Source organism: Sphingopyxis macrogoltabida, from assembly GCF_001314325.1.
Taxonomy (GTDB): Bacteria; Pseudomonadota; Alphaproteobacteria; order Sphingomonadales; family Sphingomonadaceae; genus Sphingopyxis; species Sphingopyxis macrogoltabida.
This window is the reverse complement of sequence record NZ_CP009429.1, coordinates 4,280,614-4,300,601: the sequence shown is the minus strand read 5'-3', so window position 1 is coordinate 4,300,601 and position 19,988 is coordinate 4,280,614. Positions and strand designations below refer to the sequence as shown.

Sequence of the window (19,988 nt, the reverse complement as noted above, 5' to 3'; positions counted from 1 at the left end):
CCGTGGGCCATCGTCAGGCGGCTTTGGCGGTGATGTGTAGGGGCTGATTTTCCTCCTCGATCATGGGTTGGTTGAGTTCGGCCATGCCTTCGATCTGCATGTATCGGTGCTGGAGCTGCCACTCGTCGTTCTGCTCCATCAGCACAGCCCCGACGAGGCGGATGATGCTGTCTTCGTTCGGGAAGATTCCGACGACGTCGGCGCGGCGCTTGACCTCCTTGTTGAGCCGCTCGAGCGGATTGGTTGAGTGTAACTTCGTGCGGTGCTGGGTGGGAAAGCCGGTGTAGGCGAGCACGTCGGTTTCGGCCTCGTCCATGCAGGCGCCGAGCTTGGGCCAACGGGTGCGCAACTGGTCGGCGACCTGTCGCCAGACCTGCGTTGCGCTTTTCTGATCGGGCTGCAGGAAGACCTGGCGGATCGCGGCGGCGACGACAGTGTTCTGGCCCTTGGGCACATAGGACAGGGCATTGCGCATGAAGTGCACCCGGCAGCGCTGCCAGGTGGCGCCCATGACGCGGGTGATCGCGCCCTTGAGGCCCTCGTGAGCATCGGAGATGACCAGCTTCACGCCGGTAAGACCGCGCCGAACAAGGTCCTTCAGGAAGTCGGACCAGAAGACCTCCGCTTCCGAGGGGCCGATATGCAGGCCGACGATCTCGCGCCGGCCCTCGGTGTTGACGGCCATGGCGATTATTGCGGCAACGCTGATGATCCGCCCGCCTTCGCGTACCTTGAGATAGGTGGCATCGAGCCAGAGATACGGCCATTCGCCGGTGAGCGGGCGTTTCAGAAAGGCATGGACGCGCTCGTCAATGTCCTTGCAAAGCTTGGAGACGGTGGACTTGGAGATGCCGGTCATGCCCATGGCCTGGACGAGTTCATCGACCCGCCGGGTGCTGACCCCGCCGATCCACGCTTCCTGGATCACCGCAACCAGCGCTTTCTCGACCATCTTGCGGGGCTCAAGGAAGCCCGGAAAGTAGGACCCAGCACGCAGCTTGGGGATTTTCAGGTTCAGCGTGCCTACCCGGGTATCCAGCGAACGGTCGCGATAGCCGTTGCGCCAGGTCGCGCGCTCGCTGCTGCGTTCGTGGCGACCCGCGCCGATCAGGCCATCAACGTCGGCCTCCATGATCAGCTGCAGCACGTTCTCGGCGATGGTGCGCAAAAAATCCGGTTGGCCGCCCTTCGCAGCAAGCTCTTCGATCAGTAATCTGTCCTCGGTCATCGGGAACTCCTCTTCGTCACGGTTGAAGTGTGCAAACTCCACCATAACGATGAACCCGGTGGCCACCAGCGACGCCGCATTCCGGGGTGGGGCATGCCCCACCCCGGAATACACCATCGCCTACACCGGAAATTACACCACGAGCGCGGACGCTAACTGACGCTGCGCAGCCAAATGGTCCGATGAGTGATGTGACCACTATTCCTGTTTCCGGTCGCCCGCGCCGGATGACACGACGAGGCATCGACACGCGGGAAAAAATTCTCGACGCCACGATCAACTGCATCGTGCGCGCGGGTTTCACCGCAACGACGGTCGAGCATGTGATGGCTGAAGCCGGACTCAGCCGGGGTTCTGTGCTGCATCAGTTTCCCAACCGGGTTGCCTTGATGGCGGCGGCGGCGGAACTGGCGATGCGGCGCGTGATGGATTCGGCGCGCGTCATGGCCGAGGCGATCGAGGACCCCTTCGAGCGATTGTCCGATTATGCGCGGATTTCATGGGAAACGCATTCGTTGCCGGAGGGGCTGGCGCTGACCGACATCCTGCTGGCGGCGCGCTGGGATCGCGAACTGCTCGACGGGTTGCAACCGATCACGAGTCGCGTCGAACAGGAAATCCATGACGAATTCATCAAGCTTGCAAGCGAGGCGGGCTTTACCGATGCCGAGGCGTTGGTTCCGCACGGCTGGTTGCTGATCGCCAGCGTCCGCGGCCTGATCATCGAGCATAGCGTGAACCAGTCGCGCCCGATGATCCTCGCTGCGATCGAACGCATGAAGGAACGGCACCGACGGTTTTGCGCCAATCTCGCCGCACGAGACGCGCCATAGAACAAAAATAGTCATCTTTGATTAGTCGATCTTGACTAATTTTGGGCAATCTGGTTTCCTGACTGGGAGCCGGCATCAAAAGCCGGCCCCAAAAAGGAGAGTATGATGTCCAAGGGAGTGGCCGCGCGGCTGTGTGCCGGTGTTACCTATATCGCGTTGATGGCTGCCGCACCGGCGATGGCGCAGACGGCGGAAGCCGACGGCGACGATAGCGCCACGAGCGCGCCCGCCGACAACGCCGGCGAAATCATCGTCACCGCGCAACGCCGCGAACAGTCCTTGAATTCGGTCCCGATGTCGATCACCGCGATCGGCGGCGACCAGCTCGTCTCGCAGGGCATCAGCACCGTCGCGGATCTCGCCAAGATCGTGCCCGGCCTGACCTTTACCCAGAGCCAGATCGCGACCCCGGTCTATACGATCCGCGGCGTCGGCTTTTACGAATCGACGCTCGCCGCATCCCCCGCGGTCAGCGTCTATGTCGACGAAGTGCCGCTGCCTTTCGCGATCCTGACGCAGGGTGCGGCGCTCGACCTGTCGCGCGTCGAGGTGCTCAAGGGGCCGCAGGGCACGCTCTATGGACAGAATGCGACCGGCGGTGCGATCAACTACATCTCCGCCAAGCCGGGTAACGATTTCGAAGCGGGTGCCGACGCCAGCTTCGGACGATTCGGTGCGCTGGAGCTGTCGGGTTTCGTCAGCGCCCCGGTCACCGACACGTTGGGCGTGCGCCTCAGCGCGCGCATCGACGAGGGCGGCGCCTGGCAGCAAAATTATACGCGCGACGACAAGCTCGGCAGCGCCCGCCGCATCGCGGGTCGCGCGCTCGTGGTCTGGAACCCGACCGACACGCTGGAATTCACGCTCAACCTCAACGGCTGGCGTGACAAGTCCGATGTGCAGGCGCCGCAACTGACCGCGCACACGCCCTATAACCCGGCGGGCGCGTATCCCTATGTGCTCGCCACCCCGCTGGCGCCCGAAAATGCCCGTGCCGCCAACTGGTCGGCGTCGACGCCGATGCGTCGCGACGATGACTTCTATCAGGCGTCGCTCCGTACCGACCTTGACCTGTCGGACGATGTCCGTCTGACCTCGATCACCTCGTGGCTCGAATTCAACACCGATGCGACGCAGGATCTCGACGCGACGCAGTGGCGCCAGCTCGACAGCTATACCCCGGGCAGCGTCAAGAGCTTCTTCCAGGAGCTGCGCCTCACCGGCACCAGCGGCGATGCGCGCTGGATTCTCGGCGCCAATTATTCGCGCGACAAGGCGAGCGAGCGGCAGATCCTGTTCACGAACGATCTCAGCAGCAACGTCATCATCCCCGGCCTGCCGATCCTGACCGTCTCGGCGGTGTTCACCAACCAGCAGGTGACGACCTATGCGGGCTATGCGAATGTCGAATATGATCTGACGCCGAACCTCACCGCGCAGGGCGGCATCCGCTACACGCGCAACGAGCGCAGCTTCAACGGTTGCGGCTATGACGGCGACGGTACGACCTATTTGAGCTTCAACGTACTGACCGAATTGTTCACCGGCGCGCCGCCGATCACGCCGATTCCGGCCGGCGGCTGCCTGACCTTCAGCCCCGAATTCCAGCCGTCGCTGGTCGTCGACGAGCTCAAGCAGGACAATATCTCGTGGCGCGGCGGGCTGACCTATACCTTCGACAATCGCGCGATCATTTATGCCAATATCTCGCGCGGCTGGAAGGCCGGCGGATTTCCGACGGTGCCGGCTTCGTCTTTCACCGGTTTCCTGCCCGCGACGCAGGAATCTTTGCTCGCCTATGAAGCCGGGTTCAAACTGCCGCTCGCCGACCGCACGCTGCAGTTCAACGCCGCGGGCTTCTATTATGATTATAAGGACAAGCAGGTGCGCGGCCGCATCCTCGACCCGATTTTCGGGCTACTCGAACGGCTGGTCAACATCCCGACCTCGCACATCTATGGCGTCGAGGCGGCGATCGACTGGCGTCCGGTCGAGGGGCTGACGGCGAACCTGTCGGGCACTTATGTAAAGAGCCGCATCGACGAGTTCACCGGCTATAACGGCACCGGGGTCTTTGCCGATTATGAAGGGTCGGCCTTTCCCTTCACGCCCAAATGGCAGCTGACCGGCGACATCCAGTACAAGTTTCCCGTGAATGACCGCTGGAACGGGGTGGTCGGCACCAACGTCAACTATAACAGCGCGACCAATTCGACCTTCGGCGATCCGGCGATCCTGCGGATCAACGCGCGGACGCTCGTCGATGTGCGCGCGGGGGTCGAGAGCGAGGATGGCAAGCTGCGCGTCCAGCTCTGGGGCCGCAACATCTTCAACGAATATTACTGGAACTCGACCTTCCAGGCCGACACCGCCTGGCGCATGGCCGGCCGCCCCGCGACCTACGGAATCTCGGTCGGCTGGCGTTACTGAGGGAGCTGAAGCCATGCGTTTTGCAGGCAAGACCGCAATCGTCACCGGCGGCGCTTCGGGCATCGGAGCGGCGTTCGTGCGCCGCTTCGTCGCCGAGGGCGGGTCGGTGATGATTGCCGAACTCGATGTCGAGCGCGCCGCGGCCTTGGCCGCCGAACTGGGTGAGCGGGTGGCTTACGAACTCGTCGATGTCGCCGACGCCGAAGCCTTCGCGCCGCTCGCCGACAAGACGGCCCGCCGCTTCGGCGGGATCGATATCCTCTTCAACAATGCGGGGATCGGCAATTTCGGCCTGACCCCGGATATGGATATCGAGCAATGGCGGCGCTGCATCGCGGTCAATCTCGACGCCGTCTTCTATGCCTGCCGCGCCGTCATCCCCCATTTGAAAGCGCGCGGCGGTGGAGCCATCGTCAACACCGCATCGGCCTCGGGCATGGCCGCTGACTATGGTTTCACCGCCTATAATGCCGCGAAGGCGGGGGTGATCAACTACACCCGCTGCCTCGCGATCGACCACGCGCGCGACAATATCCGCGCCAACTCGATCTGTCCGGGGCCCGTCGATACGCCGCTTCTCACCAGCGGCGTCGACGAGATCGAGGGGCTGCGTGCCGAATGGGAGCGGATCGTTCCGGCAGGTCGCTTCGCACGTCCCGAGGAGATCGCCGCCGTCGCGCTGTTCCTCGCGTCGGACGATGCCAGCGGCATGACCGGCGCGACCGTTCCGGTCGACGGCGGGCTGACCGCGCATACGGGCCAGCCCGACCTCCGCGACGTGCTGGGCGCCGCGGGCACAGCGTGAAAGGATAAGAGGATGACTGCCAAAAAACCGAGCTTCGAAGTCTATCGCGCCGCCGACGCACCGCCGTACAGCGAGACGTCGTGCATGGAATATTCGGGCATCACCCCGGTGATCGAGGATGGCATCGTGCGCGCCACCGCCGAGGGCGCCGACGACGGCAATGAGGTGAAGCTGCTCTTCTCGATGCCGGGGATGAGCCTGACCTATGCGTGGTTCAAGAGCGGCTTCCCGCTGCCGCTGCACAGCCACAATGCCGATTGCCTCTATTATATCATCGCGGGTTCGCTGAAGCTCGGCACCGAGGAACTCGGCCCCGGCGACGGCTTCTATGTCGGTACCGACGTCCCCTATACCTACAAGCCCGGGCCCGAGGGCGTCGAGGTGCTCGAATTCCGCACCGCCGATGCGTTCGACATCCGTTTCAAGGGTAATACCACCGCTTTTTGGGACAAGATCGTCGACGGGTTGCGCAAGGAAAAGCCGGGCTGGGCCGGCCAGCGCAAGCCGACCGAACTCGCAGGCAGCAAATGAGCGGTGCCACGATGCGCGCCGCGGTGCGCCGCGGCGCTGCGCTGACCGTCACCGACGTTCCCGACGTGGTGCCGGAGGCGGGGCAGGTCGTCGCGAAAACCCTCGCCTGCGGGATCTGCGGATCGGACCTGCACGCCGTCCATCATCTGGAACATGGCGTCGAAATCGGCCGCCGCTGCGGCGCGCCCGACACGATCGATCCGGCGCAGGATCTGGTGCTGGGGCATGAGTTCTGCGCGGAGATCCTCGACCATGGGCCGGGCACCGAAAAGCGCTTCGCGGCGGGGACGCGTGTGGTCTCGACGCCCTTCGCCTTCGGCCCGCTCGGTGCCGAACTGATCGGCTTTTCGACCCGCTACCGCGGCGCGCTCGCCGAGCGGGTGGTGCTCACCGAGGCGTTGCTGCTGCCGGTGCCGAACGGTCTTCCGTCCGAGATCGCGGCGCTGACAGAGCCGCTCTCGGTGGGCACCCATGCCGTCGCGGTCGCCAATCCGGGGCCGGGCAGCGTCGCGATGGTGATCGGTTGCGGGCCGATCGGGCTCGCGGTGATCGTCGCGCTGAAGCGCCGCGGCATCGGTCCGATCATCGCCGCAGATTTCTCCCCGGCGCGGCGGGCGCGCGCCGAGAAGCTGGGCGCCGACATCGTCGTCGATCCCGCAGCGACCTCGCCGCACGATCAATGGGAGGCGCTCGACGTCCCCGCGACGCTCGCCACCTTCGGCATGGCGCAGTTGTCGGGCCGCTCGATACGCGATGCGATCGTCTTCGAATGCGTCGGCGTGCCCGGCATGCTCCAGAACCTGCTCGAACAGGCGCCGCCGCTCGCGCATATCGTCGTGGTCGGCGCGTGCATGGAGGACGACCGCATCCTCCCCGTGCTCGGCATCAACAAGCAGATGCGCTTCAGCTTCGTCTGGGCCTATTCGCCGGATGAATTCGCCGAGACGCTGCATGCCTTGGGCGAAGGCGCGATCGACGGGACGGCCTTCCTGACCGACCGGGTTGCGCTTGGCGAGGCGCCGACGGCGTTCGAACGGCTCGCCGCGCCGGGCGATCAGGTGAAGATCGTCGTGGAGCCTTGGCGATGAGCGACGAAGCGGCCCCGGCGATGGCCGGCGGCATGGCGGCGGCCGTCACCGGCGGTGTCGTGCTGCTGATCGCCGGCTTCATCGCGCTCGGCTTGCTGTTCGGGCTGACGCCGCTCTACGCCGGCTTCCTGCTGCTCTGGTATTGGGGCAACGTCGATATGGTCGAGGGCAAGGCGCTCGCACCGTTGCTCGTCGGCGCGTGCGGCGGCACCGCGACGGCGTGGCTGCTGCAATATGGCGCGGTCCATAGCGGGCTGGCCGGTGTGGCGCCGGTGCTCGGCCTGATCGTCGCCGCGATCTATTGTCAGCTTCGCGGCTGGCTGCCGTTGCTGATCAACAGGCCCTATATGCTCTATCTGACCGTGATGGCGGCGCCTTTGCTGCAGGCGGGCGAAAGCTTTGGCCATGTCATGGCCGCGATCGCCCTCGCCACGCTCTACTTCGGCGGCATCGTTGCGGCCGGACGCGCAATCGTGGCGCGGCGCGTGGCGGCGGCAGCATGACCGGGCTTGCGATCACCCATCCGCTGCACCGCGCCGCGCGCGAAATGCCGGATCGTGTCGCGACCGTCGACGGGGGGCGACAGCAGAGCTGGCGTGAGGTCGCCTCGCGAACGCGCCGTATTGCGGCGGTCTTGCAAAGCTTTGGCGTCGCGCCGGGCGATCGCATCGCGCTGCTTGCGCCCAATGGCGAATTGTTCGTCGATTTCCTGTTCGGCAGCCTGTGGGCCGGCGCGGTCGCTTGTCCGATCAACACGCGCTGGACCGCCGACGAGATTGCCTATGCGCTCGCCGATTGCGGCGCCGAGGTGTTGATCGTCGATCCGGATTTCCGGGCCATGCTGCGGGACATCCGCCGGGCGGCCCCGGCGCTGCGCGAGGTCGTGATGGCCGGACCGGTATTCGAGCAGCTGATCGCCGCGGCCGCCGAACCCGAAGAGCATCTGCGCCACGGCGACGATCTGGCGATGATCCTCTACACCGGCGGCACGACCGGGCGATCGAAGGGCGTCATGCTTTCGCACCGCGCGCTGATGACCTATGCGCTGTGCCTCGCGGGCGCGGGCGATGCGGCGCCGGGCGAATGCATGCTCCACACTGCGCCCTTGTTCCATGTCGGTGCGATCTCGGGCTTCCTCGCCTGTCTGCTCGGCGGCGGGCGGCATGTTTTCCTGCCCGCCTTCGATGCCGAGGCGGTGATGGCGGCGATCACGGCCCAGCATGTCACCGACCTGTTCCTCGTCCCGACAATGTTGCTGGCGGTGCTCGACCATCCGCGCTTCGGCGAGCATGATCTCACCAGCGTCGAGCGTATCTATTATGGCGCGGCGCCGATGCCGCCCGCGTTGATGGACCGTGCGATCGCCGCGATGCCGCGCGTCGGTTTCGTGCAGGGTTATGGCATGACCGAGACTTCGGGCTCGATCTCGCTGCTGAAGCCCGCCGACCACCGCGACCCGGTGCGGCGGCGCTCGGCGGGGCGCGCGGTGATGGCGATCGAGGCGCGCATCGTCGACGCCGACGATGTCGAGGTGCCGGCCGGCGAGATCGGCGAGATCGTCGCGCGCGGCGAGGCGGTGATGACGGGATACTGGAACCGCCCGGAAGAAACGGCGGAGGCGCTGCGCGGCGGCTGGATGCATACCGGCGACGTCGGGCGGATGGACGCCGACGGCTATATCCATATCGTCGACCGGCTGAAGGATATGATCATTACCGGCGGCGAGAATGTCTATTCGGTCGAGGTCGAAGCCGTGCTGGCGGGCCATCCGGCGGTGTCGCAATGTGCCGTCGTCGGGCTTCCCGATGCGCGCTGGGGCGAACGCGTCCATGCGGTGATCGTCGCGAAGCCCGACACAGTGCCCGATGCTGACGACATCATCGCGCATATGCGTACAAAGCTCGCCGCCTATAAATGCCCGCGCTCGGTCGAGTTCCGCAGCGAAATGCCGCTCTCGGCGGCGGGCAAGATACTGAAGGCCGAGCTGCGCGGCTGAGGTCAGCCCTCGATGATCGATGCCAGCGCGCGGGCGACGCGGCCCAGCGTTTCCGCATGCGACCACATCGGGTGCTGGCGCGACCGGTCGGCCAGTTCGGTTTCGCGGCCCGCCAATATGCCGTTGATCGCGCCGCCCATGAAGACGAGCCGCTGGTTGAGCAGGTCGGACGGGGCCTGCGGCATCAGCCGCCGGACCTCGTCGAGGCAGCGCTGATAGCCGGAGTTCCAGCGCCCCGCGAGCGCGTCCATGAACAGCGCCCGGTTCGACAGTTGCAGGCCGACGATGAAGCGGTTGTAGCATTCGCCCCATGGCGGCGGGTCCGGATCGACCGAGGTTTCGACCAATATCTCCATCACCTCGACGACGCTGCGCGGCCCGCCGGCCGCGACGCTGCGATCGAGCGCGGCGTTGCGCCGTTCGTCGATCGCCCGTGCGCCGTCGACGATCAGCTCGCGGATCAGCGCCTCTTTCGACCCGAAATAATAGGTGAGTGCGGCGTGATTCTTCTGCCCCGCCGCCTCGGCGATCTGGCGCACCGTCACCCCGTCGATGCCGCGTTCGGCGAAGAGCTTCAGCGCCACCGCCTTGATATGGCCGGGCGCTTCGGAATGCGCGGTCGAGGGGGCACGGGGCATGCGCCGCATTTGCCATTGACAGCGGCACGCGTCAAATGCATTTATCCAAATGGATAAACAAGGGAAGAGGATGATGGAGGGAGTCGATCTCCCGGCGCTCCAGCGCTGGATGGACGGGCAGGGCGTCGGCTTCGGGCCGATTGCCGACGCACGCCTGTTGTCGGGCGGCACCCAGAATATCCTGATGCGCTTTCGCCGCGGCGAGGCGGCCTATGTGCTCCGCCGCCCGCCGCCGGTACCACGCGCCAATTCGAACGATACGATGCGGCGCGAGGCACGCGTGCTCGCCGCGCTCGACGGCACGGCGGTCCCGCATCCGCGGCTCGTCGCAGCCTGTTCCGAAGAAGATGTGCTGGGCGTCGCCTTCTACCTGATGGAGCCCGTCGAGGGTTTCAACCCGACACAGGGCCTGCCCGCTCTCCACGCCGGTGACGCGGGCGTCCGTCATCGCATCGGCCTGTCGATGGTCGAGGCGATCGCGGCGCTCGGCGGGCTCGATTATCGCGCGGTCGGGCTCGACGGCTTCGGCAAGCCCGACAATTATCTCGAGCGGCAGGTCGGGCGGTGGAAGGCGCAGCTCGCGAGCTATGCCGATTTCGCCGAATGGCCGGGCCCTGAAGCGATCCCCGGGGTCGAGCGCGTCGCGGACTGGCTCGACGCGCATCGTCCGGCGGATTTCCACCCCGGCATCATTCACGGCGATTTCCATCTCGCCAATGTCATGGTGCGCCCCGCCAGCGGCGATCTTGCTGCGGTGGTCGACTGGGAACTCAGCACGATCGGCGATCCGCTGCTCGACCTCGGCTGGCTCCTCGCGACCTGGCCTGAGGGCGACGCCCCGCGCGCTACCGACGTTGCGATCACGCCGTGGGAGGGGTTCGCCGCTCCCGACGAGCTCGCCCAGCACTATGCCGCGGTCAGCGGCCGCGATCTCGCGGCGCTCGACTGGTATGTCGTGCTCGCCTGCTACAAGCTCGGCATCATCCTCGAGGGTACGCATGCCCGCGCCTGTGCCGGCAAGGCGGCGAAGGAAACCGGCGACCGCCTCCACGCCCATACGCTCGACCTGTTCGACCGCGCGCTCCGCCGCATCAATTGAAGGAAATGATATGAAGGACGATACCGATTTCACGGGCCGGCGGGTGCTGGTCGTCGGCGGATCGAGCGGCATCGGCAACGGTGTTGCACACGGCTTTCGCGAGCGCGGCGCCGACGTGCATGTCTGGGGTACGCGTGCGGCGGCGGCCGATTACGACCCGGCCGACGGATCGGACCTGAGCGGGCTCGGCTACAGCTGCGTCGATGCCGGCGATCCCGACGCGATCGAGGCGGCGCCGCTGCCCTTCGACGGGCTCGACGTCCTGATCCTCTGTCAGGGCACCGTCGTCTATCGCCGCGGCGAGTTCGAGCGCGCGGGGTGGGACCGCGTGATGGCGGTCAATCTCGACAGCCTGATGCACATATCGCGCAAGTTCCGCGCGCAGCTCTCCGATGCAGGCGGCTCGATCGTCATCGTCAGCTCGATCTCGGGGCTGAAGGCGAATATCGGCAACCCCGCCTATGCCGCGTCGAAGGCGGGCGCGATCAGCCTGACCAAGACGCTGGGGCAGGCATTCGCCGCCGACGGCATCCGCGTCAACGGGCTCGCCCCCGGCCTCGTCGATACCAAGCTGACCAAGGTCACCACCCAGAACCCCGAGCGATTGCAAGGCACGCTCGCCCACATCCCGCAGCGACGGATGGGCACGCCCGGCGACATGGCCGGCGGCGCGATCTTCCTCGCCTCGCCGCTCGCTTCCTATGTCACCGGCCACACGCTCATCGTCGATGGCGGGCTCTCCCTCTAACGAAAGGCTGACAGATGAATTTCGAATATAGCGACAAGGTCGCCGCGCTCCTCGCCCGGATCGAAGCCTTCATGGACGAGCATATCTATCCGAACGAGCAGGCCTATTACGACTTCGTCCACGACCAGAACAACCGCTGGCAGGAATGGCCGGGGATGGAGGCGCTGAAGGAAAAGGCGCGCAAACAGGGGCTGTGGAACCTGTTCCTGCCGCACGAATATGGCGAATTCTCGCCGGGTCTCACCAACCTCGAATATGCGCCGCTCGCCGAACTCTTCGGCCGCGTGCCCTGGTCGAGCCAGGTCTTCAACTGCTCGGCGCCCGACACCGGCAATATGGAGGTGCTGGCGAAATTCGGATCGCCCGAACAGCAGGAAAAATGGCTGAAGCCGCTCCTCGCGGGCGAAATCCGCTCGGCCTATGTGATGACCGAGCCGCAGGTCGCCTCGTCCGACGCGACCAACCTCGAACTGTCGATCATCCCCGATGGCGATGATTATGTCATCAACGGTCGCAAATGGTGGATCTCGAACGCGATGCACCCGCGCTGCGACATCTTCATCGTGATGGGCAAGAGTGATTTCGACGCACCGCGCCATGCGCAGCATTCGCAGATCCTCGTGCCGCGCGACACGCCGGGGGTGACGGTGGTGCGCCACCAGACCGTCTTCGGATCGTACAACTCGCCGGGCGGCGAGTCCGAACTGCGGTTCGACAATGTTCGCGTGCCGAAGGAAAATCTGATCCTCGGCGAAGGGCGCGGGTTCGAGATCGCGCAGGGGCGCCTCGGGCCGGGGCGTATCCATCACTGCATGCGCTCGATCGGGCAGGCGCAGCGCGCGCTCGAACATATGGCGCGCCGCGTCGACAGCCGCGTCGCCTTCGGCAAGAAGCTCGCCGACCAGAGCAGCATCCGGCAGGACGTCGCGAAAAGCTTTTGCGAGGTCGAAATGGCGCGGCTGCTGACGCTGAAGGCGGCCGATGCGATGGACCGCTACGGCAACAAGCAGGCGAAGGATCTGATCGCGGCGATCAAGGTCGTCGCGCCGACGATGGCGCAGACGGTCTCCGACCGCGCAATTCAGGCGCATGGCGGCATGGGGGTCAGCGAGGACACGCCGATCGCCTATTTCTTCACGCTCAACCGCTATGTCCGCATTACCGACGGGCCCGAGGAAGTGCATATGTCGCAGCTCGGCAAGCAGAAGATCGCCGAATATGTCGCCGCGAACCGGCGCTGAGCGGGACGGAGAGCCAAGGCCATGAAAGCCCTTCGCTATTACGGCGCCCACGACATCCGTTACGAGAGCATGGACGATCCGGTGCCGCAGTCGGACCGCGACGCGATCGTCAGGGTCACCGCCTGCGCGATCTGCGGCAGCGACCTGCACATCTATCACGGCCACGGCTTTTCCGAGGATGTCGGCTTTTGCGTCGGGCATGAGGCGGTGGGTGAGGTCGTCGAAGCCGGGCGCGGTGTGTCACGGCTGAAGGTCGGCGACAAGGTGATGATCCCCGCCGCGGTCGGCTGCGGATCGTGCCGCCAATGTCTCGCGGGCGTCGTCAACCTCTGCGAATTTGGCATGGGCTCGTGCTACGGCCTGTCGGCGAAGTTGCAGGGCTCGCAGGCGGAGGCGGTGCGCGTGCCCGCCGCCGACGTCAATGCGGTACCGATCCCCGACGGCGTGACGGAGGAACAGGCGCTGTTGATGACCGACGCGCTCGCGACCGCCTGGTTCGGTGCCCGCAATGCCGATATCGTCCCGGGCAGCAGCGTCGCGGTGATCGGGCTCGGACCCATCGGCCTGATGGCGGTCGAAAGCGCCTTCGTCATGGGCGCGCACGTCGTCTATGCGATCGACCCGATCGCCGAGCGCCGCGCGCTAGCGGAGGAGGCGGGCGCGATCGCGCTCCATCCGGGCGAAGCGGTTGAGACGATCCGCGACGCGACCAAGGGACGCAAGCTCGACTGCGCGATCGAGGTCGTCGGGCGCGACGAGGCGGTCGATCTGGCGCTGCGCCTCGTCCGGGCCCGCGGCACCGTGTCGGTGATCGGGGTACAGCAATCGCGTCGCTATGCCTTCCCGCTCGAACGCTTCTTCGCTGCGGGCCTGACCTTCCGCGCCGGGACCTGTTCGGTGCCCGAGGAACTGCCGACGCTGTTCCCGCTGGTGCAATCGGGCCGGTTGAAACCCGAAAAATATATCAGCCATCGCATGCCGCTGAGCGCGGGCGCCGAAGCTTATAAGCTGTTCGACGGGCGAAGCGCCGGGGCGCTCAAGATGCTTCTGGTGCCCGACTGAAGAACCCGCGCCGGTCCAAAGGCTGGGTCCGGCGGCAGGTGAAGGCGATGAAATTTGCGTCCGGGGCTCAGCGAGCCGCGGCTATCCCGCTGTCGCGTGCCTCGATGAACACATATTCGTGCTGGCCGTCGTTGAGAATGAGCGCCCGTTTGCCGTCGCGCGTCGCCGCCAGCAGGTCGACGCCGCCGATCCCGGGCGAGATGGTGACCAGCGAAATCGTCCCGTCCTTGTTCGTCTTCGTCGCGACGTCCGACCATATCGAAGTCGCCCGGACCGACAGCGTGCCGTTCCTATATTGCACCGACAGGGGGCCGAGTTCGGGATTGGAATATTCGCCGACCCACGCTTTCGATGCGTCCGCACCGACAGGGAGCGTCAGTTCGCTGCGGAACTTGGCGAAGGATTCGGCATTGCGTTTCACGGCGCTCGCGACATTTTCCTTCGCCTCGGGCTTGCCGTCGAAAACAAGTTCGAGCAGCCGGCGCTTGACCTGATTGGCCAGCGTATAGCCATTTTCCGAGTTGGTCAGGACAACCACGCCGATCCCCGATGCGGGGAGCGCGAACCAGTTGCTCTTGTAGCCGAACAGGCTGCCCCCGTGCGAGATGACGGAGACGCCGCTGCTGGCGTCATCCTCGAGACCCATGCCATACCATTGGTTCTCGCCGGTCGGCACATAATGGACCCGGCGCGCGAGCAGATTCCGGGCCGAGACCATCCGCTTGCCGCCGGGCAGTTCGCCCTGTTTGAGCTCGTTGAGGACATAGAGCGCCATGTCGTGCGCCGACGACCAGGCGCCTCCTGCCGGGCGATAGGGCACGACGGTGTCGTTGAACTTCATATCGACCAGCGCGATCTTGTCGTCGAGGTCGGTGTCATAGGGCTTGGCCCAATTGCCTGCGATCGCCTTCGGATTGCTCATCGTGCTGTCGCGCATGCCGAGCGGGTCGAAAATCCGTTCCTGAATCGCGCGGTCGAACGCCGCGCCGATTTCCATGTCGGGATAAAGGATATGCGCGCCGAGATAGCCCGCCGCGCTCGCCATCAGATTATTATACTGGAACACCTCGCCGAAGCCGGACGTCGGCTGGGTCTCGGCAAGCTGCCTGAACGTGTCGTCGGCGCCCGTTTCGGGGCGCGTGTTGAACAGCCACAGCATGTCTTTCCGGGGCAGGCCCGTGCAGGCACAGACGAGATGCTTGACGAGCACCTTGCGTGTCGTCTCCGCATCGCCGAGGCGAAAGCTCGGCATATAGTCGATCACCGGCTTGTCCCAGTCGAGCTTCCCCTGATCCACCAGGGTGGAGAGCAGCAGCGTCGCCATGCCTTTCGTGTTCGACGCGATCATGAACAGCGTGTCCTTGTCGACCGGCGCGCCGGTCTCGATATCCTTCACGCCGATCCCGCGCTCATAGACGATCTTGCCATCGTCGATCAGCGCGATGCCGGCGCCGGGGATTTTGAGCTCGTCCATCGAGGTGCGGATGAAGGTTTCGAGCTCGGCGATCCGCGCGGTATCGAGCGCATGCGGCTGGCGGCCGGCGAAGCTCTCCTTGGTGTAATTGGCGGGGCGCAGCGTCTCGGCGGCGGTGTTGATCTGTGCGCCCCGCTTGGCGAGCGTTGCGAGGGCGCCATCGATCGTCACCACGGTCCACGCCGTGCCTTTCCGCGATGCGACGGCCTGGGCAACCGCATTTTCGGCCGGGGGGACGTCGTAGCTGACGACGACGACCTCGTCCCACCCGTCGCGCGCGGGCAGGGTCTGGGACAAGTGGACGGGGCGGGCGAAACCGGGCTTGGCCATCGTCCAGGCCGCCGCGGCGGCATCGGCTCCGCTTTTCGCCTCGGCGACAGGGACGAGCGTGATGACGAGATTGGCTTCGGGCGGGACGAAGCGGACCATGTTGCCCTCGCGCGCGACGCTCCAGCCTTCCGGGGGAACCATCGACGCATCGGACCCGACTGCGATCGATGCCGGCGCAGGCGAGGGTTGTTCCGCCGACGCCGGGGAAACGGCAAGAAGCGCCGCCGACAAGCTCAGCCCGACGAAGAATGATCGCATTTTCATAAATCCCCCCAGATTCTCCTGGCCGTTATGAATGGCTTATGGGGAGGTTGCAACGGCCTCGGGAAAGGCGGTCATCGGGTGGCCGGCGGCGGGGCGCGCCTTCATCCTCAGGTCATCCGTCGTGAAGATCTCGGCAACCCATTTCATCGTAGTCCGAGTATCGCGGTCCCGATCACCATCGTCTTGAGCCTGTCGGCATCGCCCCAGTCATATTCGGGTATCGCGATCAGATTATAGGCCACGCCCTGAATGCAGCAGAGCAGTATCTTCCGGATCTCGTCGGGGTCGCCGGAACCAATTTCACCGCGCGCCTGCCCATCGACGATCGCCCGGTGCATGATGCCGAGATAGCGCGCCGCGACGGCGCTTTCGACGAAATAGGGATCGTCGGAGTCCTGGACGCGGTCCTCGACGAGGAAGATGGCCCGATAGTCCTGCGGACGCTGCAGCCAGAAGTCGATATGCGTCAGGCACAGGCGGGTGAGACCGTCCGGAGCCTCCTGCTCCGCGCTATGGTCGAGCGCATCGTTCAGCTCGGCAAAAATGTGCCCCCAGAGGAAATGGAGCAGCTGCCGTTTGCCGGGAAAGAGGGTGTAGAGCGTAGACGGCAGACATCCGGCCTTTGCCGCCACCTTGCGCATCGAAACCCCGTCATAGCCCTCGGCGGCGAAGAGGTCGCGCGCTGCGGCGACGATATGCTGACGCTGGGCTTCGATCGCATCGGAACTGCGTGGCGGGCGGCCGCGTCGGGGCGGTTCGGGGCGTTTCTCATCCATGGAACTTGCTTTTAAAGAACGCGTTCATTTAAATGCAAGTCCTATTGCGGTGAAAGGGATACGGGATGGCCGATTCGGACAGGCGTTACGACGTGATCGTCATCGGTGCCGGCTTGTCGGGGCTGAAGACTGCTCTCGAACTCAAGAAGGCCGGGAAAAGCGTACTGGTCCTCGAGGCGCGCGATCGTGTCGGGGGGCGGTCGATGCCCGGCGAGATTTGCGGCCAGACCGTCGATTTCGGCGGACAGTGGGTCGGGCCGCAGCAAACGCAATTGCTGGCGCAGGCCCGCGAACTCGGGATCGAAACCCGGCCGCAATATACCGAAGGGGCGAACCTGCTGAGCCGCCATGGCCGGGTCAGCCGCTATACCTCGACGCCGAAACTCCCATTGCCGTCGCTCGTCGAGTTGGGTCTGATCGAGCGGCGTTGGCGCCGCGACATCGCGGCTCTGCCGCTGGGCGCGCCCTGGTCGGCGGAACGGGCCCGCGAATGGGACGCGCTGTCGCTCGAAAGCTGGGCCTTGCGCCATGTGCGCACGGAGGGCGCCCGCTATTTCGTCCGGACGATTGCCGGGGCGCTGCTATGCATCGATACCAGCCAGATATCCTACCTCCATTTTCTCGAGATGCTCCGGAGCTGTGGAGGGCTGGAAACGATGATCGGCGTCGAGGGCGGCGCACAGCAGGACAAATTTGCCGGCGGCGCCTGGCAGATCCCGAAGCGGCTTGCCGATATCCTCGGCGCCGATATCGAACTGGAGAATCCGGTGCATGCCGTCGAACAGGATGCTGCGGGCGTTCGGGTCTTTGCTGCGCGCGGCGCCTGTCTCGCGCGCCACGTCGTCGTGGCGGTGCCGCCCATTTTCGCATCGCGCATTCACTTCGCGCCGGGGCTGCCGGCGCGGCGGGCGGGGCTGATGCAGCGCATGCCGATGGGCGCGGTCATCAAGGTTCATATTGCCTATGAGACACCATTCTGGCGCCAAGCGGGCCTCAGCGGTTCGGCGGTCAGCGGCGACCGCCATCTCGGTACGGTGTTCGATCAGTCGCTCGGCGACGACGGGATCGGCGTGCTGGTCGGCCTGATCGAGGCCCGCCACGCCGTGGCCCTGAGCGCGTTCGACCCGGACGCCCGCCGCGCTGCGGTCGTCGATGACCTCGTTCATTATTTCGGCGCCGCGGCGTCGCGGCCGATCGGCTATGTCGAACAGGACTGGCTGGCCGAGCCATGGTCGCTCGGCGGTTATGCGGCGCATATGCCGCCGGGCGTCATGACCGGCTATGGCGACACGCTGCGCGAGCCGTGCGGGCGCATCCACTGGGCCGGGACCGAGGCCGCGACCGAATTCCCCGGATATCTCGAAGGCGCGCTGCGCGCCGGCATCCGCGCCGCCGATGTTCTGCGCCAGGCCGCCTGAGAACGGACTATTCGCTTCGGCAGCAGGGATTGCCCGGCTATTCGCCGAACGGTCGGGACTCACCGTTCATTGAAATTTCATCGCGGCTGTGCCATCTGGCTCGCATGCGGGCCGGGCCCCTCTGGCGATCGTCTTCGGGCGGTCGTGATGTCGGACCGCATCGAGCGTGCTCGATGCAGGTCCATTTCTATTTTCTTTCGTAGAACCTGTTCGTGCGGCTCGTTGGATCGATCAACGAGGATGGTTATGTTCGAACAGCAATCTCTTCACCGGACCGCCGCCGCTCAGGGCGCCGAGTTCGATGCGGGCCTGAAGCGCCACATGCTGCGGGTCTATAATTATATGGCGTCGGGCGTTCTGCTGACCGGCATCGTCGCGATGCTCGTCGCCTCGACGCCGGCGCTCTATCAGCCGATTTTCGGCACGCCGCTCAAATGGGTGGTCATGCTCGCACCGCTCGCCTTCGTCTTTCTCTTCTCCTTCCGGATCGAGAAAATGTCGGCCGCGACCGCGCAGACGATGTTCTGGGTCTTTTCGGGGCTGATGGGCCTGTCGCTCGCCTCGGTATTTCTGGTCTTCACCGGCGCCAGCATCGCCCAGACCTTTTTCGTCACGGCGATCATGTTCCTGTCGATGAGCCTGTACGGCTATACGACCGGACGCGACCTGTCGAAGGTCGGCAGCTTCCTGATCATGGGCTTGATCGGCGTCGTGCTCGCGAGCCTCGTCAACCTGTTCCTGCAATCGAGCGCGCTGCAACTGGTGGTGTCGATCGTCGGCGTGATCGTCTTTACCGGCCTGACGGCGTGGGACACGCAGAACATCAAGTCGCAATATGCCGCGCATCACGGCGATGAAGCGAACAGCAAGCTCGCCGTCTTCGGCGCGCTGTCGCTGTATCTGAACTTCGTCAACCTGTTCCAGATGCTGCTCACCATGATGGGTCAGCGCGAGGAATAGGGCTTTTCGGGGCGGCCGAAGCCGGAAGGCCCGGTCGCCCTCAGAACTGGTAGGCGACGCCGCCGCCGAACAGCCACTGGTCGGCGCTGCCCGCCTGCGACACGATCGGCGAATCGGCATAGCGCCCGGTCAACCGGCCATATTGCGCCCCGCCGACGAGCACGAAGCCCTTCCTGAGGTCGCCCGACAGGGCATAGGCGCCGGCGACGCCGATGGTATATTTGCCCGCGGTCGCCTTGCGCCCGGCACCGGTATAGACCGGCAGTCCGCTTGCAGCGCTACCGAGCGGGTCGATGTCGTAATAATAACGGCCGAAGCCCTTGCCATAGACGTTCACCGACACCGAGGCGCCAAGATAGGCGCGCTTCGAGATCGGGGTGCCGTAGTCGAGCGTCGGCGAGACCACCCAGCTCCCGTGCTTGCCCGAAATATCCTTGAGCCCGACGACGCGGAAACCGATCTGATCATATTCGCTGGTGATCACCCCGGTGTGGGTGACGCCCGCCGATATGCCGAGTTCGACTGCCATTTTCTTTTCGCCGAGCGCCTCGACCTGCGGATCCTTGATGCGGCCGGTCCGGTCGCTGCGCAGGTTGATGATCGGGCCGAACTTGAAATCGGTCTTTTGCCCCCGCCGCTGGCGGATCAGGTCGACCTGGAAATTGGTGCCGCGGGTCGAGAAGGAAAAGCCGCTGACGCGCCCGCGCAGGTAAAAGGCGGGCAGGATGTTGCGGTCGTCCGAACCATTGTAGCTCGGGGTGCTCAGCACCCCGGCGCCGACCGCGAGATAATCGCGCGACCATTTGCGTTCGGGATTGTCGTCCTGCGGCCGCGCGGCGGGAAGCAGGATATTCTCGTCGAGATCGCTGGTGTCCTGGACGTAGCGGGCCGGCCCGTTATCGCTTGCAGCCAGCCGCGTGTCGGGGTCGCCGGCCAAATCATAGGGCAGGGCGAAATCTTCGGCGTGCGCCGGCGCGGCGGCCAATCCGCCGCCGACGCAAAACGCAAACAGGTGCAAGCGGCAGGCAAGGCGGGTCAAGCTCATCGGCATGGGTTTGAATATCCTG

General features: G+C 65.3%; 18 protein-coding genes. 13 read left to right on the top strand and 5 right to left on the bottom strand.

Annotated features, from left to right (window positions below; translation table 11 throughout):
* Nucleotides 1-13: 13 nt before the first annotated feature.
* A complete protein-coding gene (locus tag LH19_RS20850) occupies nt 14-1,228 on the bottom strand; it encodes an IS256-like element ISSpma2 family transposase (protein ID WP_006954973.1) in 1,215 nt (404 codons plus the stop codon).
* A 191-nt stretch (nt 1,229-1,419) separates the two neighbouring features.
* Between LH19_RS20850 and LH19_RS20845 the strand changes: the two genes are divergently transcribed.
* From LH19_RS20845 to LH19_RS20815, 7 genes are all read left to right on the top strand, one after another.
* A complete protein-coding gene (locus LH19_RS20845) occupies nt 1,420-2,061 on the top strand; it encodes a TetR/AcrR family transcriptional regulator (protein ID WP_167346290.1) in 642 nt (213 codons plus the stop codon).
* A gap of 102 nt (nt 2,062-2,163) precedes the next feature.
* Nucleotides 2,164-4,491: a TonB-dependent receptor gene (locus tag LH19_RS20840; RefSeq protein WP_054731678.1), complete on the top strand. Its 2,328-nt coding sequence runs from the start codon at nt 2,164-2,166 to the stop codon at nt 4,489-4,491.
* A 13-nt stretch (nt 4,492-4,504) separates the two neighbouring features.
* Complete coding sequence (locus tag LH19_RS20835) at nt 4,505-5,296, top strand: SDR family NAD(P)-dependent oxidoreductase (RefSeq protein ID WP_054731677.1); 792 nt, start codon at nt 4,505-4,507, stop codon at nt 5,294-5,296.
* A 12-nt stretch (nt 5,297-5,308) separates the two neighbouring features.
* Nucleotides 5,309-5,827, top strand: a complete 519-nt coding sequence (locus tag LH19_RS20830; RefSeq protein WP_054731676.1) for a cupin domain-containing protein — start codon at nt 5,309-5,311, stop codon at nt 5,825-5,827.
* Nucleotides 5,824-6,915, top strand: a complete 1,092-nt coding sequence (locus LH19_RS20825; RefSeq protein WP_234715983.1) for a zinc-binding dehydrogenase — start codon at nt 5,824-5,826, stop codon at nt 6,913-6,915. Before LH19_RS20830 ends, LH19_RS20825 begins: the two co-directional genes overlap by 4 nt.
* A complete protein-coding gene (locus tag LH19_RS20820) occupies nt 6,912-7,418 on the top strand; it encodes a hypothetical protein (RefSeq protein ID WP_054731674.1) in 507 nt (168 codons plus the stop codon). Before LH19_RS20825 ends, LH19_RS20820 begins: the two co-directional genes overlap by 4 nt.
* On the top strand, nt 7,415-8,911 hold the full coding sequence (locus LH19_RS20815) for an acyl-CoA synthetase (protein WP_054731673.1): 1,497 nt from the start codon (nt 7,415-7,417) through the stop codon (nt 8,909-8,911). Before LH19_RS20820 ends, LH19_RS20815 begins: the two co-directional genes overlap by 4 nt.
* 2 nt (nt 8,912-8,913) lie before the next feature.
* Here the strand turns inward: LH19_RS20815 and LH19_RS20810 are convergent, their stop codons facing one another.
* A complete protein-coding gene (locus LH19_RS20810; protein WP_054734045.1) occupies nt 8,914-9,549 on the bottom strand; it encodes a helix-turn-helix domain-containing protein in 636 nt (211 codons plus the stop codon).
* Between the two features lie 70 nt (nt 9,550-9,619).
* Between LH19_RS20810 and LH19_RS20805 the strand changes: the two genes are divergently transcribed.
* The 4 genes from LH19_RS20805 to LH19_RS20790 are packed head-to-tail and all read left to right on the top strand — an operon-like array spanning nt 9,620 to nt 13,699.
* Complete coding sequence (locus LH19_RS20805; RefSeq protein ID WP_054731672.1) at nt 9,620-10,648, top strand: phosphotransferase family protein; 1,029 nt, start codon at nt 9,620-9,622, stop codon at nt 10,646-10,648.
* A 10-nt stretch (nt 10,649-10,658) separates the two neighbouring features.
* On the top strand, nt 10,659-11,396 hold the full coding sequence (locus tag LH19_RS20800; RefSeq protein WP_054731671.1) for an SDR family NAD(P)-dependent oxidoreductase: 738 nt from the start codon (nt 10,659-10,661) through the stop codon (nt 11,394-11,396).
* A gap of 14 nt (nt 11,397-11,410) precedes the next feature.
* Nucleotides 11,411-12,637 carry an acyl-CoA dehydrogenase family protein gene (locus LH19_RS20795; RefSeq protein ID WP_054731670.1) on the top strand — a complete coding sequence of 409 codons (1,227 nt, stop codon included), beginning with the start codon at nt 11,411-11,413 and terminating at the stop codon, nt 12,635-12,637.
* A gap of 21 nt (nt 12,638-12,658) precedes the next feature.
* On the top strand, nt 12,659-13,699 hold the full coding sequence (locus LH19_RS20790) for an alcohol dehydrogenase family protein (RefSeq protein ID WP_054731669.1): 1,041 nt from the start codon (nt 12,659-12,661) through the stop codon (nt 13,697-13,699).
* A gap of 67 nt (nt 13,700-13,766) precedes the next feature.
* Here the strand turns inward: LH19_RS20790 and LH19_RS20785 are convergent, their stop codons facing one another.
* Both LH19_RS20785 and LH19_RS20780 read right to left on the bottom strand, forming a co-directional pair.
* Nucleotides 13,767-15,767 carry a serine hydrolase domain-containing protein gene (locus tag LH19_RS20785; RefSeq protein ID WP_201258387.1) on the bottom strand — a complete coding sequence of 667 codons (2,001 nt, stop codon included), beginning with the start codon at nt 15,765-15,767 and terminating at the stop codon, nt 13,767-13,769.
* A gap of 143 nt (nt 15,768-15,910) precedes the next feature.
* The gene (locus tag LH19_RS20780) at nt 15,911-16,543 is read right to left on the bottom strand and encodes a TetR/AcrR family transcriptional regulator (protein WP_054731668.1); all 633 of its coding nucleotides are present in this window, start codon (nt 16,541-16,543) and stop codon (nt 15,911-15,913) included.
* A 65-nt stretch (nt 16,544-16,608) separates the two neighbouring features.
* On the opposite strand from LH19_RS20780, the gene LH19_RS20775 reads away from it, so the two are divergent.
* Both LH19_RS20775 and LH19_RS20770 read left to right on the top strand, forming a co-directional pair.
* Nucleotides 16,609-17,961, top strand: coding sequence for a flavin monoamine oxidase family protein (locus LH19_RS20775; protein WP_054731667.1), 1,353 nt, complete (start codon nt 16,609-16,611; stop codon nt 17,959-17,961).
* 246 nt (nt 17,962-18,207) lie between these two features.
* Nucleotides 18,208-18,921 carry a Bax inhibitor-1/YccA family protein gene (locus LH19_RS20770; RefSeq protein WP_145923546.1) on the top strand — a complete coding sequence of 238 codons (714 nt, stop codon included), beginning with the start codon at nt 18,208-18,210 and terminating at the stop codon, nt 18,919-18,921.
* A gap of 40 nt (nt 18,922-18,961) precedes the next feature.
* Here LH19_RS20770 and LH19_RS20765 read toward each other — a convergent pair whose 3' ends face one another.
* Nucleotides 18,962-19,972, bottom strand: coding sequence for a MipA/OmpV family protein (locus tag LH19_RS20765; RefSeq protein ID WP_054731665.1), 1,011 nt, complete (start codon nt 19,970-19,972; stop codon nt 18,962-18,964).
* Nucleotides 19,973-19,988 lie beyond the last annotated feature (16 nt).